The sequence below is a fragment of the Paraburkholderia phymatum genome, from assembly GCF_040965635.1.
GTDB lineage: Bacteria > Pseudomonadota > Gammaproteobacteria > Burkholderiales > Burkholderiaceae > Paraburkholderia > Paraburkholderia phymatum_B.
The window spans coordinates 81,017-96,633 of record NZ_JBFRCH010000007.1 but is presented as its reverse complement, the minus strand read 5'-3'; the positions used below and the strand labels follow the sequence as shown (position 1 = coordinate 96,633).

Annotated in this window: 11 protein-coding genes and 1 pseudogene; 4 read left to right on the top strand and 8 right to left on the bottom strand. The window is 61.8% G+C overall.

Annotated elements, in window-relative coordinates:
* Window positions 1-20 precede the first annotated feature (20 nt).
* A complete protein-coding gene (locus AB4Y32_RS15815; protein WP_368722223.1) occupies window positions 21-614 on the top strand; it encodes a YigZ family protein in 594 nt (197 codons plus the stop codon).
* A 108-nt stretch (window positions 615-722) separates the two neighbouring features.
* Here the strand turns inward: AB4Y32_RS15815 and AB4Y32_RS15810 are convergent.
* Together AB4Y32_RS15810 and AB4Y32_RS15805 are read right to left on the bottom strand one after the other, a co-directional pair.
* Window positions 723-896: pseudogene (locus AB4Y32_RS15810) on the bottom strand (GMC oxidoreductase); the annotation flags it as partial.
* A gap of 256 nt (window positions 897-1,152) precedes the next feature.
* Window positions 1,153-1,797 carry an H-NS histone family protein gene (locus AB4Y32_RS15805; protein WP_439899801.1) on the bottom strand — a complete coding sequence of 215 codons (645 nt, stop codon included), beginning with the start codon at window positions 1,795-1,797 and terminating at the stop codon, window positions 1,153-1,155.
* A gap of 546 nt (window positions 1,798-2,343) precedes the next feature.
* Between AB4Y32_RS15805 and AB4Y32_RS15795 the strand changes: the two genes are divergently transcribed.
* Together AB4Y32_RS15795 and AB4Y32_RS15790 are read left to right on the top strand one after the other, a co-directional pair.
* Window positions 2,344-4,359 carry a bifunctional DedA family/phosphatase PAP2 family protein gene (locus AB4Y32_RS15795; protein WP_368722222.1) on the top strand — a complete coding sequence of 672 codons (2,016 nt, stop codon included), beginning with the start codon at window positions 2,344-2,346 and terminating at the stop codon, window positions 4,357-4,359.
* A gap of 123 nt (window positions 4,360-4,482) precedes the next feature.
* Complete coding sequence (locus tag AB4Y32_RS15790) at window positions 4,483-5,553, top strand: DedA family protein/thiosulfate sulfurtransferase GlpE (protein WP_368722221.1); 1,071 nt, start codon at window positions 4,483-4,485, stop codon at window positions 5,551-5,553.
* A gap of 212 nt (window positions 5,554-5,765) precedes the next feature.
* On the opposite strand, the gene AB4Y32_RS15785 is transcribed toward AB4Y32_RS15790, so the two are convergent.
* Window positions 5,766-6,845 (bottom strand): diguanylate cyclase, encoded by a 1,080-nt coding sequence (locus AB4Y32_RS15785; protein WP_368722220.1) that lies wholly within the window; start codon window positions 6,843-6,845, stop codon window positions 5,766-5,768.
* 546 nt (window positions 6,846-7,391) lie between these two features.
* Here AB4Y32_RS15785 and AB4Y32_RS15780 point away from each other — a divergent pair.
* Window positions 7,392-8,981 (top strand): inorganic phosphate transporter, encoded by a 1,590-nt coding sequence (locus AB4Y32_RS15780; RefSeq protein ID WP_368722219.1) that lies wholly within the window; start codon window positions 7,392-7,394, stop codon window positions 8,979-8,981.
* Window positions 8,982-9,068: 87 nt separating this feature from the next.
* On the opposite strand, the gene ppk2 is transcribed toward AB4Y32_RS15780, so the two are convergent.
* The 5 genes from ppk2 to AB4Y32_RS15755 form a co-directional block, all read right to left on the bottom strand.
* Window positions 9,069-9,995, bottom strand: a complete 927-nt coding sequence (gene ppk2 / locus AB4Y32_RS15775; RefSeq protein WP_368722218.1) for a polyphosphate kinase 2 — start codon at window positions 9,993-9,995, stop codon at window positions 9,069-9,071.
* A 169-nt stretch (window positions 9,996-10,164) separates the two neighbouring features.
* Window positions 10,165-10,551, bottom strand: a complete 387-nt coding sequence (locus AB4Y32_RS15770; protein ID WP_368722217.1) for a VOC family protein — start codon at window positions 10,549-10,551, stop codon at window positions 10,165-10,167.
* Between the two features lie 101 nt (window positions 10,552-10,652).
* Window positions 10,653-12,386 (bottom strand): gamma-glutamyltransferase, encoded by a 1,734-nt coding sequence (gene ggt / locus AB4Y32_RS15765; RefSeq protein WP_368722216.1) that lies wholly within the window; start codon window positions 12,384-12,386, stop codon window positions 10,653-10,655.
* 160 nt (window positions 12,387-12,546) lie between these two features.
* On the bottom strand, window positions 12,547-13,944 hold the full coding sequence (locus AB4Y32_RS15760) for an aspartate aminotransferase family protein (RefSeq protein ID WP_368722215.1): 1,398 nt from the start codon (window positions 13,942-13,944) through the stop codon (window positions 12,547-12,549).
* Between the two features lie 40 nt (window positions 13,945-13,984).
* Window positions 13,985-15,490, bottom strand: coding sequence for an NAD-dependent succinate-semialdehyde dehydrogenase (locus tag AB4Y32_RS15755; RefSeq protein ID WP_368722214.1), 1,506 nt, complete (start codon window positions 15,488-15,490; stop codon window positions 13,985-13,987).
* Window positions 15,491-15,617 lie beyond the last annotated feature (127 nt).

Here is a 15,617-nt window from a genome sequence, read left to right as displayed (position 1 = left end):
ATCACCGTTCGCAATCTGCTTTGCCGACCTTTACGCTGCCCTCGACGCTTCACGCGGAACTCGAAATCCGCAAAAGCCGCTTCATTGCCTACGCGATTCCCGTGGCCGACCGTGACGCCGCGATGGAAGAACTTCAGCGCCTGCGCGCGGAGCACCCCACTGCTACGCACGTATGCTGGGCACTCCTCGCGGGCGGCCAGTCCGGCATGTCCGACGACGGCGAACCTTCCGGCACGGCCGGCCGCCCGATACTCGAAGTGCTGCGTCACCACGATCTCGACGGCGTGCTGGCCGCCGTCGTGCGCTATTACGGCGGGGTGAAGCTGGGCGCGGGTGGCCTCGTGCGCGCCTATACCGACGCCATTGCGACGACGCTACAGGACGCGCCGCGCGTCGAGCGGATTGCGCTCGCATCGCTGAGCGTCGAAATCGGCTACCCCGACGAAGCACGCGTGCGCCGCTGGATCGAACAGGAAAGTCACACGCTCGAATCGAGCGCCTATGGAATGAGCGTGCAATTGACGATACGCATGCCCATCACCGCCATCGACGCCGCGCGCGAAGCACTGCGCGATATGACGCAAGGCCGCGCGAATTTTCTCGAAGACGTCTGAGCGCGATTCGCGAGAAGAGAAACAAAGCGGCCGCGTGCAGGCAATCAACTCCGTACACGCGACCGCTGGCTTCTTCAGAAAAACCTGGTGCGCGGCAACTATCGCCTTTGCCGCTTCGCGCGCTTGCGTGTCTTCGAGAATCATCTCTGCACCCTTTTTCGCGACCATCATCGTCGGCGCACTGATATTGCCCGACGTGATGTTCGGGAAGATCGACGCATCGACGATGCGCAGGCCCGATATGCGACGCACGCGCAACCGCTCGCCGACCACCGACCTCCGACCTCCGGCAGGCATTCGAAAAACTCATGTTTGTGGGGCAAATTGACAGCAGACGAACGAAGCGCCAATGGATCGGACCGATGTGCGGAAATGCGTCTGTTCGAATGCTTTAAGCACGCGGAAAGCGGCAAAGCTGCCGTTGAGCAAGCCGGCTGCGAATGACGGCGCAGGGGCTGATGCACCGCGCCGGGGGAATGGCCGGACCTCGTGAGATCCGGCCGGGTCGTGTCGTAGCGTTACGCGTCGACCGCGCGACTCAAGCCTCGCCTGTTGTCTCGGCGGGCGCCTGCACTGCCGCCGGCGTTTCAACGACGGGCTCCACGGTCTTTACGGGCGTTTTCTTCGCGCCGACCTTTCTTGCGACGCCCTTTTTTGCGGGCGTTTTGGATGCGGTGGCTTTTTTAGCAACCGCTTTTTTTGCAACCGCTTTCTTTGCAGCCGTCGACGCGGCCGATTTCGCGGCGGTCTTTCCGGCTACTGTCTTTTTGCCGGCAGACTTGACGGCCGCTTTCTTCGCGACCTTGACCGCCGCCGACTTCACCGTCACCGCCTTCTTTGCCGCAGTTTTCCTTGCGGTGGTCTTCTTTGCAGTGGTCTTCTTTGCAGCCGTTTTCTTCGCGGCCGCCTTGACGGTCACAGCCGCTTCAGAAACAGCCTCAGCCGGATCGATCAGAAACTTGCGGCGGTCCTTCACATTCTTGATCCATGCCGGCGGACGTGCATGACCGCTCCACGTCGCCCCTGTCTTCGGATCGCGGTACTTGGGCGGCAACTTGCCTTTCGTAGCCGTCGCCGCCTTTGCCTTGCCGCCCGAAAGACCGAGACGCTCTGCGCGCGCGCGTTCGCGTCGGGCCTTTGCACGCCGCTCGATATCCTCCGTCGTGAGACCGTGCTTGATCATCAGTTCGCGGATCTGGTCCAACGCGCCCTGAGCGCGTTGAGTGACGATCGCTTCGGCCTGGGTTTGCAGTTTCTTTATACGTGCCTGGATAGATTCCAATGTTGCCATTATTGCCTCCCTTTGAATTGCATAGGCCGACTATGCCACGGAATTGCTTAGAAGCGCTATGGTTTTGAAGCGTGAATAAGACAACCGTTGCGCATTTATATCGCTGTCGCCCTTAAGACTCGCATAAGGTTTGTAACACCCAATCGTCAAGGCTGCATTGAAGCGCTTTAAAGAACGTTGAAGCATCTTTGAAGCCTCGCCGAAACCGCTTAGAAGCGTCGTGCTTTGAAGCGTCGTCGTTGCGGCATGGCATGTCGCGAGAATAAGCAGTGGCTTTCGAACGTTGAGTCTCCATATCCTGCTTGTGATGCGTAGCCGCATATCTGCGCCTGGCATGAGCACACTGGTAGACTTTCATGGAGTGATTTGCGCGCCATGCGCGTCACCGTGCTGCGTCGCCGTGCTCTTGGATAGCAGCTTCAATACCCGGAGAAATCGATGGAGCACGCGTACGTCCAGTTGCTGCACCTGCTTGCAGGCCATACGGCATGGACGCTCGTCGTCGTCTTTCTTGCGGCTTTTCTCGAAGCGGTCGCGATCGTCGGCACCTTCGTGCCGGGCAGCACGGCGATGTTCATCGCAGGCGCGCTGGTCGGCACGGGCACGCTCAATCTCGGCTGGCTGCTCGCGTGCGCGATTGCAGGGGCCGTCGCGGGCGACGGAATGAGCTACTGGATCGGCCACCGCTATAAAGACAGGATAGGCAGGTTCTGGCCGTTCAGCACGCATCCGGGCCTGCTCGAAAGCGGCCAGAAGTACTTCGACAAACACGGTGCAAAGAGCGTCGTCTTCGCGCGCTTTGCCGCGCCGCTGCGCGCAGTCGTGCCCGTCGTCGCGGGCATGCTCGAAATGCCGCCCGCGCGCTTCTATGCAATGAACCTGCTCTCGGCATTGCTATGGGCACCCGCGCACATCCTCCCCGGCGTCGTATTCGGCGCGTCGATTCAGCTGGCGGGCGCGGTATCGTTCCGCCTCGTCGCCGCGCTCGCGATCGTCGTCGCCATCGTGTGGGCCTGCTTCTGGATCATGCGCGTGATCGTCTCGCATGCGCGCGCATGGGCGAGCGCATCGCGCCGGGGCATCCTGAACTGGGCACGCAATCACGAAGCACCGTATGGCCGGCTGATCTATCGCATCGTCGATCCGGAACGCGAAGCCATTGGCCTGCTTGTCGGCATCTCATTGTTCGTGCTGTTGTGCGCGGGCGTATTCTTTGGCGTCATGCAGGACGTCGTGGCAGGCGATCCGCTCGTTCAGGTGGACATGTCCGTCTATCGCTTCCTGCAATCGTCGCGCGCGCCGTGGATCGACGACGCGCTTGCGCGCGCTTCGACACTCGGCAGCATTCCGACGCTGATGGCGCTCGTCATCACGTCCGTCATTCTGATGGCCTATGAGAAGCGCTGGCGCACACTCATCTATTGGCTCACTGCCGTGCTGTTCTCGCAACTGCTGATCTTCGCGATCCAGGTCATCGTCCATCACGCACCGCCTGCCGCCACGCAACCCGATATCTACGCGTTCCCCAGCAATCACGTCGCGGCGAGCGTCACCGTGTACGGCTTTCTCGCGTTCGTCGTCGCGCGCCGCGTCGGCATGCTGACGGGCATCGCGGTGACGGCGCTTGCCACGCTGATCGTGATCGTCATCGCTTTCGGGGGCCTGTACTCGGGACGCTTTGCGTTCTCCGATGCCGTGGGCGGCGCGGCGTTCGCAGCCGTGTGGGTGGCCGTGGTCGCGCTGACGGCCGTATGGCGGCACCCTGAAACGCCGCCGTTGCGCGAAGCCATGCCCGCCGTTCTGCTCGCGGTGCTGTGCGCGAGCGTAGGTTTGCAGATCGGCTTGGGACGCCAGCCGGATGCGCAACGGCCCATGCGCGAGCGTCCCCCTGTCGTCGTGACGCAAGCGCAATGGACGGACTCGCTGTGGAAGATCTTCCCCTGTTACCGCTCCGACATGGAAGGCGACCGGCGCGAGCCCATCACGTTGCAATGGACAGCCAATCCGCAGCAGATCGCCGCGCAGTTGCGCAGCCACGGCTGGCTGGAGGGCACGCGTTTCAACGCGCGCAGTCTGTTCTCGCTGGTATCGCCCGACGTGCCCGCGATGGACCTGCCCGTGCTGCCAAAGCTCAACGATGGCGAACCGTCGATGCTCGTCTTCAGCAGACCGCGCGATCGCCGCGACGAACGCGATGTGCTGCGCTTCTGGCGCACCCGCTATGCCGTTGCACGCCACGATGGCATTGCGCCGACACCTATCTGGCTCGGCTCGCTCGTACACGAACGGCTGTTGCGGCCGTCGTGGCCCTTCAACGTGTTGCGCACCGACCATCAACTCGATCCGCTCATCTCGTCGAAATCGAGCGACGGCGAGTGGCGAGAGCTCGAAATCTCGCGCAGCATCGGATGCACCGACATTCCTGTCACGCTGCTTGCGTCGAACCGGCGCTAGTCTTGCGTATCGTTTCCGCTTCGGCTTTACGCTCGATGCGCTCGACACGCGCGATGCGTCCAGCCGTGCAACAATGAGCGGCTGCCGGCGCGAACCGCGCGACAGGCAACGCGAGACGAAGCAATGCAGAGCGCCAAGGAGTCGCTGCAATTGGTCGAGTTCCACCCGTCGGCAATTTCTACCTGGGGCGCAACCGTCGTTTTCGCTAACGTGCTGCTCACGCGCCTCGGTGTTCCGGTGCCCGCCGTGCCCGTGCTGCTGCTTGCGGGCACGGCCATCGCGACTGGCCATCTGTCGTTCTGGCATGTGCTGATAGCGGCCCTTGCGGGCGCGCTGATCGGCGACGGCACATGGTTCCTGGCCGGGCGCCTGCTCGGCCGGCGGTTGATCCGCGCGCTCGCCCGTCTGTCGGCTGCCGTGGAAATGCACATGCGCAAGGCGCGCGCGCTCTTCATTCGCTTTGGCCCGGCCATCGTGTCGGTGTCGAAGTTCGTGCCGGGACTTGCGATCATCACGCCGCCGCTGATGGGCACGACGCGCGTCGGCGCCGTCATCTTTTTCGCGTGGGATGCCGTGGGCATCGTCGCGTGGGCAACGTTCTGGCTGCTCGGCGGCGCGATATTCGAGCATCAGCTCACCCTGCTCATTTTCGAAGTGCGGGCTCATGGCTGGACGATCGTCGATGTTCTGTTCGCCATCGCAATTGCGTATCTGGCGTTCCGCCTGATCCAGCGCTGGCGGCTGCAACAGCCGCTGTCGCTTGCGCCCGTCTCGCCCGAACAGCTCGATGCGATGATGCACGCCGACAAGCCGCCCATCGTGCTCGACGCCCGCCCCGAAGCGGGGCGAGCGCAAGCGCAGCAGCGCATTCCGGGCGCGCTGCCGCTCGACATCAATTCGCCCGGCACCATCGACGCTGCATTGCTCGCGCGCGATGTCGTCGTCTATTGCATTTGCGCCGACGATGTCACGGCGAAAGCACTGTCGCAGCATATGCGAAGCAAGGGCTTTACGCGGGTCCGCGCGCTAAGAGGCGGACTCGACGCATGGGAACGGCGCGGCTATGCAGTCGAGCCTTCGGGCGCCGACGAAGAGACGGTCGCGCATCCCACGCGCGAAAAAAGCCGCATGCTGCGCAAAGAGCGCAGCATCACGCTGCGAGGTATTGCGCCAAGAGGCGCCGTTTCTGGTTAAGCAAATCTTTTTCGGCGCGCAAGTTCCAGAAGAAGATTGTGTTAATGCACGCTTTGGTCTTTACCGGGAAAACGCGTTGAGCCTCGTCGTCGAATGGACGCTGTTCGGCTCGATTTTCGCGAGCGTTATTGATGCGCTCCAAGGCGCTTCGCTTGAGCGCTATTCTTTAGGCACGTGTCTTGAGCTTGCGTTGTCGCGCGGCCCGCGCCGCTTTAGCCACGCGCGACTTCCTGCATGGGCGCGAGTCCGCCGACGACGATCCGGTCGCGCCCCGTCGCCTTCGCCTGATACAGGCTGCGGTCGGCTTCCAGCAGCCACGTGTGATAGTCGGGCAAATCGTCGGTGAGTTGGGCGATGCCCACGCTGATCGTGCACGGGCATTCCGCCGAAGCCTCTTTGCACTTCTCGCGCACACGCTGCACCAGCGCTTTCGCGACGGCGTGCGCCTCGCGCAGCGTCGCGCCCGGCAGCACGACGCCGAATTCCTCGCCGCCGTAGCGCCCAATGCTGTCGCCCGCACGGAAATGGCGGCGCAGCAGATTCGCGAATGCGTGTAGCACGGCGTCGCCAGCAGGATGGCCCATCGTGTCGTTGATGCGCTTGAAGTGGTCGAGGTCGATCAGCAGAAGGCACGACGCGTAGCGGTTCGCGCGGCATCGTTCGAATTCGTCGGCGAGCATCCCTTCCCAATGCCGCCGGTTCCACAAGCGCGTCAAACCGTCGGTCCGGCTCAGACGTTCCAGTTCCCGCGTGCGCTGCGCAAGCTCGAGCGACAGGCGATAACTAGTCAGGCCAACAGCGAGTGGATAAACGACAAGGAACGGCAGACATCCGAGAACGACAGGCATCTGCGATATCGGCGAAAAGACGAAGCCCAGCGTCGCAAGTCCCGCGAGCAAACCGAGCCCATGCGCGACCACCCCGCGCGCAAATAGCCTGAGACCGCCGGCGGCGATGTTGTCCATGCTGAGCATCGCGAGAATCAGCATGCTGGGCAGCACATTGAACCGCATCGCGACGACCCAGAAGCCGCCCAGCAGCGCGTCGACCATCAGGTTCACGCGCTCGCCCCGCGAGGGCACGGCACAGGCAAGCGCAGCACGCCGCGCGACATGCGGCCAGAAGAAGCCATGGAGCACGAGCAGCGCCCACAGCACGAAGCCACGATGCTGTTGCGCGAATACGGAAGCGACACAGAAGAAACCAAGTCCTAGCCCGGCAATGCGCAAACTGTAGATGCGTTCGACAAAGCGTGTCCCTTGCGCGGCCTTGCTATTCGTTGCCAACTTCATCGCTCTCTGAGCAAGTGACTGCGGGAATTCAGGCACGCGCTGCACTCATTACGCGTGGCGTGTGGGCTTTCAATGCAGACGCAACGTCATGGATTGATCTAAAAAGAATACCAGTACCGCAGCGGGCGATGAGCCCCTTTAACGGGTGGAAGCGCTTCTGTCGCGCGCGTGTGTTGTTTTCCCACAAGAGGTCGATCTTGCTGTGTTCAATGGCCGCTTATCAGAGGCACGGCCGATGCCGCCGATGTTTCGAAGCTGCGCTGCGTTAGCCACACTTCCTGTTGCAGCCAGTCGCGAAAGGGATGTCTCTATTTTCAAGGCCGCAAAGGGCGGTCAAGCAGGCATTCAAGCGTTCGTGCCAACGCGCTCTTCTTTTAAGGCACTACACCATCGCATGCCCGGACGAGCATGCGCCGCTGCTCAAAAACCCCTTGATTCAAGGCGTAAACGTTAAGGGGCAGCATCCGTCACGCCGCTGTCATCGTACAGACATACTGGCCTTGCAGCATCGTAAATCCCCCCGAACCTTCCCCCGAGGCCCAGGCCATGCCGGAACTCTCATACCCGCAACCAGGTGCTGCAACCGCAAAGAACCGCAATTTAGGCGTCGCCGTGTTTCTGATCGCGCTCGTCGCGGGCGCCGTCTATTGCGCGTTCCAGTTGATCGGCGACCTCGAATCCGTGCGCATGGGTTCGTTCGTTCCGTATCTGCTTCTTGGTATTGCTCTATTGATCGCGCTCGGCTTCGAATTCGTCAACGGCTTTCATGACACGGCGAACGCGGTCGCAACCGTCATCTATACCCACTCGCTGACGCCTAGCGTGGCTGTCGTCTGGTCGGGCACATGGAATTTCCTCGGTGTGCTGACATCGACGGGCGCAGTCGCATTCGGCATCCTTCAATTGCTGCCCGTCGAACTGATTTTGCAGGTGGGCAGCAGTGCTGGCTTTGCGATGGTCTTCGCGCTGCTGATCGCCGCGATCATCTGGAATCTCGGCACGTGGTGGTTCGGCTTGCCGTCGTCGAGTTCGCATACGCTGATCGGCTCGATCATCGGCGTCGGCTTGATGAACCAGATGCTGCACGGCCCGAACGGCACGAGCGGCGTCGATTGGGCGCAAGCTCTCGGTGTCGGCAAATCGCTGCTGTTTTCTCCCATTGTCGGCTTCCTGCTGGCTGCGCTGTTGCTGCTGATCCTCAAGGCGATCGTGCGCGTGCCAGAGCTCTATTCCGAGCCGAAGGGCAAAGAGCCGCCGCCGTTCTGGATTCGCGCGCTGCTGATTCTGACCTGCACGGGCGTTTCGTTCGCGCACGGTTCGAACGATGGCCAGAAGGGCATGGGCCTCATCATGCTGATCCTGATCGGCACGGTGCCGACGGCCTACGCGCTGAACAAGGCCGTCAACGCAACGGAAACGCAGACGTTCCTCGCGGTTTCGCAGCAGGCTTCCGCCACGCTCGGCAAGTACACGACCGAGGGCGCGCCGCCTGTCGCCGCGGCGCGCACGGAAGTGGAGAACTATGTGCGCACGCGTCAACTGACGCCCGCGACGGTGCCCGCGCTGCAGAAGCTATCGGAACAGATCGGCCAGCAGGTCGGCGCGTCGGGCTCGATGGCGAACGTACCGCAAGACATCGTCGATAACGTGCGCAACAACATGTATGTGGCGTCCGAAGCGATCCGCCTGATGGAAAAAGCGAAGCAGCCCGCGTTTGCGCCGGACGACGCCAAAGCGATCGACAACTTCAAGAAGCAGATGGACCACGCGACGAAGTTCATTCCGACGTGGGTCAAGGTCGCGGTGGCGATTGCGCTGGGTCTCGGCACGATGGTGGGCTGGAAGCGGATCGTCGTGACGGTGGGCGAGAAGATCGGCAAGCAGCATCTGACCTATGGCCAGGGCGCGTCGGCCGAACTCGTCGCGATGGTGACGATCGGCGCCGCCGACGTCTACGGGCTTCCCGTCTCGACGACGCACGTGCTGTCGTCGGGTGTTGCGGGCACGATGGCTGCAAACGGCTCGGGACTGCAATGGGGCACCGTGCGCAGCCTCGTGCTGGCATGGGTATTGACGCTGCCGGCGTCGATTGCGTTGTCGGCATGTCTGTACTGGGTGTTCCGCCATACGTTCTGATCGACGGCCATTCGCCCCGGGCGGCAAACAAAAAAGCGCGGCCAGCAAGCCGCGCTTTTCATTTGAGCCCTGTGAACAGAGCGTCGATCAATAGACTTCGGGCACGATCATCGACGACGGCACAGGCTGACGAATGTAATCGTCGTGATAGACGCGTTCCGGCAACATGATCGACGGGTGTTCGATCTCATGATACGGAACCTGGCTCAGCAGATGATGAATGCAGTTCAGGCGCGCGCGTTTCTTGTCGACGGCCTGCACGACCCACCACGGCGCCTCGGGGATATGAGAGCGCTGCAACATCACTTCCTTCGCTTGCGTATAGTCCTCCCAACGCCGACGGCTTTCGAGGTCCATCGGGCTCAGCTTCCATTGCTTGAGCGGATCGTGAATGCGCGCCTGGAAGCGGATTTCCTGTTCTTCGTCGGTGATGGAGAACCAGTACTTGAGAATCTGGACACCGCTGCGCACCAGCATCTTTTCGAATTCGGGCACTGAGCGGAAGAACTCTTCGTACTCGTCGTCGTTACAGAAGCCCATAACGCGTTCGACGCCCGCGCGGTTGTACCAGCTGCGATCGAACAGCACCATTTCACCGCCCGCGGGCAGATGGCTCACATAGCGCTGGAAGTACCACTGCGTGCGTTCGCGGTTGTTCGGTGCGGGCAGCGCGGCGACGCGGCACACGCGCGGATTCAGTCGCTGCGTGATGCGCTTGATCGCACCGCCCTTGCCTGCCGCGTCGCGGCCCTCGAAGATCACGACGAGGCGATGCCCCGTCTTGACGATCCAGTCCTGGAGTTTGACGAGCTCGCCTTGCAGGCGAAACAATTCGCGGAAATAGTGCTTGCGGGCTTCGCGTGCTTCGGGCGTAAAACCCTCCGAGCCGTCGAGGATACGGTCGTCCACTTCCATTTCCAGTTCCTCGTCGTATGCGTCGACGAGGTCCTCTTCGAAACGGCGCTGCCGGGCGGCGAGCGTCGCGCCGTCCAATTCCTGCTCGGATTCCTTCATCACAGTGGCTCCTGGTTTCTTCCATTCCACGGAAGGGGGTTACTCTGCGCGTGGGCTCTTGTGATTGTGGCGATCGTGGGTGTCATTCATATTACTCCCTTTGCCGCTGCGCCCGACAGCGCACCAGCAGCGGCTTTGCCGCCGGTTGCGCGGCGGCGAATGTCAAACACTAAAGCCTCTTTGCAATACTGATCTCATGTCCATCGGGATCGCTAATATGAAAGTATCGCTCGCCCCACGAAGCATCGGCAGGCGCGGCCTCCGGCGTGAATCCCGCCGCAAGCGCCTTGTGATAGACAGCGTCCACGTCGGACACGTGAACGATAACCCGTCCCCACCAGAGAACGGGCCCCCGCGTATCGACGATCAGATTCAGATAAGTGCCGCCGAATGCAAACGACGTAAACGCTTCGGACGGCCCGCCATACGAAAGCGGAAACCCAAGCGCAAGGTAAAACGCAACGGCGCGCTGCATGTCGTGCGTCGCCAGCGTAACGGCGCTCAATCCTTCGAAGCGCAGCTCGGCGGTATCGTTCGGTGTGACTGGCTGATTCATCGCCCTCTCCCGCTGCTGAAAGTAAAAACAGCGGACACTGCCATTCCGGCAATGCCCGCTGCAAAGCGAATCGACACGACGTGCCGATGCACGTCACGCTATTACGGTATCACTCGCGTCACACCGCGTCCGCGCGGGTCGGATACGGGTTGCGGCGTCTCTCCGTTGATCTTGATCGCCTGAATGTCGCCGTTGAAGTTCTGCGCCTGCAACGTGTAGCCCTTCGCTTCGACCTGCTTCGCGAGGTCTCCGTCGATCGGCTTGTACGGCTCCCAGAAGATCGTGTTCGGCGGCAGCAGTTGATGGTGAAAACGCATCGCGGCAACGGCTTCGTTCAACGGCATGTTGAAGTCGTACACGTTGTTGATCACCTGGAAGATCGACGTGAAGATGCGCGACCCGCCCGGCGTGCCGATCACGAGCGACACCTTGCCGTCCTTCGTCAGAATGGTCGGCGTCATCGACGACAACGGGCGCTTCTTCGGTTCGATCGAGTTCGCGTCGCTGCCCACCACGCCGAACATGTTCGGCACGCCCGGCTTCGACGCGAAGTCGTCCATCTCGTCGTTCAGCACGATGCCCGTGCCTTCCGCCACGACACCCGAGCCGAAATAGCCGTTGATCGTGTACGTGTTCGAGACGGCGTTACCCCACTTGTCGACCACCGAGAAATGCGTCGTCTCCGCCTTCTCGGGCATCGACGTGCCCAGCCCTGGCTGCACGCTCTTCGTGTCCGATAGTGTGGTCGGATTCACTTCCGATGCGCGCTTTGCGATGTATGCGTCGTCCGTCAGCTGCGCAACCGGCACCTTGTAGAAGTCGGGATCGCCAAGATATTGCGCGCGATCCGCAAACACGCGCTTTTCGATTTCCGAAATCAGGTGAATGTACTGCGGCGAATTGAGCGCGACATTATTGAAGTCGTCCTTGCGGTCCGCCTTCATCTTCAGCAATTGCACGAGGCCGATACCACCCGAGCTCGGAGGCGGCGCAGTGATCACGCGATAGCCGTTCCAGTTCGCCTGGACGGGCTGACGCCACACGGCCTTGTACTCCTGCAGGTCGCGCTTCGTGATGAGGCCGTGGTCCTTCTTCATCGACGCGGCAATCAGATCGGCCGTCTTGCCGTTATAGAACTCGCGCGCGCCCTGATTCGCAATGCGCGTCAACACGGCCGCAAGATCCGGCTGCTTGAAATTGACGCCCTGTTTCAGATTGCCGAAATAGGTGTCGAAATTCGTTTTGCCGCCAAAGTCCTTTTCCGCATTTTCGCGGCGCTGCGCAAGCTGCTCGTCGACTTCGAATCCATCGCGCGCGTATTTGATCGCTGGCGCCAGTACCTGCTTCCACGTCAGCTTACCGAAGCGATGCTGCGCTTCCCACATGCCCGCAACCGTTCCCGGCACGCCAACGGCATCGGCGCCATAGAGGCTCTTGCCCTTGATGACGTTGCCCTGCTCGTCGAGATACATCGTGCGCTTCGCAGCGAGCGGCGCACGCTCGCGATAGTCGATGAAGTACGGTTTGCCGTTTATGTACAGCGTCATGAAACCGCCGCCGCCGATATTGCCCGCTTCGGGATACGTGACGGCCAGTGTGAACGCGATCGCGACGGCCGCATCGACAGCATTGCCGCCTTCCTTGAAGATATGCTCGGCGGCATCGGCGCTGTACTTGTCGGCGACGGCCACGGCCGACGCATCGAGTACGACCTGCTGTTTGGGAGGGGCCTTGGCGTAGGCCGGTGCGGATTCGAGAAAACCCGCGGAAGTTGTGAAAAGCCCGGCCACCGCGAGGGCTGTTGCAGAGAACTTTGCTTTATCGATTAATTTCAACGTGCGTCTCCAAAGACATTCTTCCGGTTCAGGAACGAAAAGCCTGTCTTTGGGCTTATAACACGCAATGCGCACAAATGCGAAGCGGCCCCATGCACTCGTTGTGCATGGGGCCGCTTTCGCACTCGATTACGCCAATTGCAAATCAGCGTGGACGCTGTTATGCCGTGGCCGCGTCCTTGAGCACCTGCGATGCGACTTCATCCACGGCGGCCTTGGTCAGCGAAACGATCTCGTCGACTTCGGCGCGCGTCGTGATGAGCGGCGGCGCAAAGCCGAGGATGTCGCCATGCGGCATTGCACGCGCAATGAGCCCGCGTTGCAGCGCGGCAGCCGATACACGCGGACCGACCTTCAACGCGGCATCGAACGGACGGCGCTCTTCCTTATGCGCCATAAATTCGAGAGCAGCCAGCATGCCCGCGCCGCGCACTTCGCCGACGAGGGGATGCGAGTCGAACGCAGCGTGCATCTGCGCGAGCAGATAGCCGCCGACGTCGGCCGCGTTTTGCGTGAGGTTCTCGCGCTCGAGGATGTCGAGGTTCGCGAGCGCCGCAGCGGCGCAAACGGGATGCCCCGAATACGTCCAGCCATGTCCCATCGGGCCATGTTCCTGCGAGCCCTTGGCGATCACGTCCCAAACCTTCTCGCCGACGATCACGGCCGACAGCGGCGCATACGCGCTCGTCAGGCCCTTCGCGACGGTGATCAGATCCGGCTCGATGCCGAAGTGCTGCGCGCCCATCTTCGAGCCCAGACGTCCGAAGCCGCACACCACTTCATCGCTGATCAGCAGAATGTCGTGCTTCTTCAGCACCTTCTGGATCGCGGGCCAGTAACCGGCCGGCGGCGGCAGGATGCCGCCCGTGCCCATCACGGGCTCGGCGATGAAAGCGGCAATCGTGTCCGCGCCTTCCTTGGCGATCAGCTTCTCCAGCTCTTCGACGCAATAGTCGACGAACTGCGCTTCGCTCATGCCCGCGGGCGCCTGGCGATACCAGTGCGGACACACCGTGTGCTTGACGCGCTCGATGGGCAGATCGAAATGCTGATGGAAACTCGGCAGGCCCGTCAGGCTGCCCGTGACGATGCCGGAGCCGTGATAGCCGCGCTGGCGGGAAATGATCTTCTTCTTGTTCGGGCGGCCCTTCACGTTGTTGTAGTACCAGACGATCTTGATCTGCGTTTCGTTCGCGTCCGAGCCCGACAGGCCGTAGTACACCTTCTTCATGCCCTTCGGCGACCAGTCGATGATGCGCGACGACAACTCGATGATCGTATCCGTCGAGTGGCCGACATACGTGTGGTAGTACGCGAGCTTCTTCGCCTGCTCGTAGATCGCGTCCGCGACTTCCGTGCGGCCATAGCCGATGTTCACGCAATAGAGGCCGGCAAACGCGTCGATGAACGACTTGCCTTGATGGTCTTCGATGCGAATACCCTTCGCGCCCGTGACGATACGGCCGGGCAGCGCGCCGCTCGCGTGGTCGTGAGCGTGCGTCGACGGGTGCATGAAATGCGCGCGGTCCGCGCTAAACAGTTGATCGAGCTGGGTCATGGGAAACTCCGTTTTCTGATCGATAGTTGAATGACAGGTCTCAAGCGGCGTGCGGCCGATGAGCACAAGAAGCAGCGTCGGCGACAGGCAAGCCCAATTGACCGAGGCAGTAGTAACGCGTTTCGACGAACGGCTCGAAACCTTCGAGTCCGCCTTCACGGCCGAGGCCCGATGCCTTCATGCCGCCGAACGGAATCGGTGCGCCCGTGAACTTCACGCCGTTCACGGAAACCATCGCGAAGTCCAGTCGACGAATAACCTGGAACACCGTGTTCATATCCTTTGCGCAGAGATACGCAGCGAGGCCGTACTCCGTGTCGTTCGCGCGGGCGATCGCTTCGTCGAGCGTATCGAACGGCGACACCGGAGAAATGGGCGCAAAGTTCTCTTCATCGTAGATGCGCATGCCTTTGCCCGCATCGGCGACCACGGTCGGCTCGAAGAACCAGCCGCCGCGCGCATGCGGCGCGCCGCCCGCGACGATGCGCGCGCCTTTCGCCCGCGCATCTTCGACGCGTTGCACCGTTGCATCGAACGCAGCCTGATGCATCAGCGGCCCCACTTCGCTGCCCGCTTCGAATGCCGAGCCAACTTTCAACGCGCGCACGGCTTGCGCATAGCGCTCGACGAACGCGTCGTAAATCGGACGCGCAACCAGAATACGGTTCGCCGCGCAGCAGTCCTGGCCCGACGTCTGGAACTTCGCGCTCACGGCCACGCGCACGGCCTGTTCGAGATCGGCGTCTTCCGTGACGATGAACGGCGCATTGCCACCCAGTTCGAGCGCCGTCTTCTTGATGCCGCTTTGCGCGACGGCCTGCATCACGAGCCCGCCGACACGCGTCGAACCCGTAAAGCTCACCGTGCGCACACGCGGATCGCGCACGAGCGTTTCCATCGCCATTTGCGGTTCGCCGAGCACGACGTTGAACGCGCCAGCCGGAAAGCCGGCTTCTTCCGCGAGCTGCGCAAGCGCGAGCGCGGAGAACGGCGTTTCGTGCGCGGGCTTCACGACGATGGTGCAACCCGCCGCCAGCGCGGCCGCTGCCTTGCGCGTGATCATCGCGTTCGGGAAATTCCACGGCGTGATCAATGCGGCCACGCCGACAGGCTCCATCATCGTGCCGAGATGCGCGCCGTCGATATGCGTCGGAATCGTGCGGCCGTTCAGGCGCTTGCCTTCGTGCGCGAACCATTCGATGAAGCTCGCGCCATACGCGATTTCACCGGCGGCTTCTGCGAGCGGCTTGCCCTGTTCCAGCGAGAGAATGCCCGCGAGATCGTTCTGATGGCGCAGCACGAGTTCGTGCCAGCGCAACAGCAACGCCGCGCGCTTCGCGACGGGCACCCAGCGCCATGTTTCGAACGCGCGCTGTGCGGCATCGACGGCTTGCGTGATTTGCGGCGCTTCGAGCATCGGCACGTGGCCGATCACTTCCTGATCCGCGGGATTCTGCACGGCCACCGTGGATGCCGTTTCGCTATGCACCCAACGGCCATCGACGTAACACAGCGACTTGAACAGAACGGGATGACCCAGCAACATGACGATCTCCTATGTGCGTTATCTGACTGTTACTGTACGGGCGATACGCATCGTGTTTTTTTGGTTCGGAGCGCCGGCGCTGTGTGTTTTTTCTGTTTTGGCGCGGCGCTACGCGAAGTTTTTTGGC

Excerpts from the sequence above, each read along its gene's own strand:
- AB4Y32_RS15805 (WP_439899801.1), bottom strand. The coding sequence starts at position 1,797 with ATGATCAAGCACGGTCTCACGACGGAGGATATCGAGCGGCGTGCAAAG.
- AB4Y32_RS15795 (WP_368722222.1), top strand. The coding sequence starts at position 2,344 with ATGGAGCACGCGTACGTCCAGTTGCTGCACCTGCTTGCAGGCCATACG.
- AB4Y32_RS15790 (WP_368722221.1), top strand. The coding sequence starts at position 4,483 with ATGCAGAGCGCCAAGGAGTCGCTGCAATTGGTCGAGTTCCACCCGTCG.
- AB4Y32_RS15785 (WP_368722220.1), bottom strand. The coding sequence starts at position 6,845 with ATGAAGTTGGCAACGAATAGCAAGGCCGCGCAAGGGACACGCTTTGTC.
- AB4Y32_RS15780 (WP_368722219.1), top strand. The coding sequence starts at position 7,392 with ATGCCGGAACTCTCATACCCGCAACCAGGTGCTGCAACCGCAAAGAAC.
- ppk2 (WP_368722218.1), bottom strand. The coding sequence starts at position 9,995 with ATGAAGGAATCCGAGCAGGAATTGGACGGCGCGACGCTCGCCGCCCGG.
- AB4Y32_RS15770 (WP_368722217.1), bottom strand. The coding sequence starts at position 10,551 with ATGAATCAGCCAGTCACACCGAACGATACCGCCGAGCTGCGCTTCGAA.
- AB4Y32_RS15760 (WP_368722215.1), bottom strand. The coding sequence starts at position 13,944 with ATGACCCAGCTCGATCAACTGTTTAGCGCGGACCGCGCGCATTTCATG.
- AB4Y32_RS15755 (WP_368722214.1), bottom strand. The coding sequence starts at position 15,490 with ATGTTGCTGGGTCATCCCGTTCTGTTCAAGTCGCTGTGTTACGTCGAT.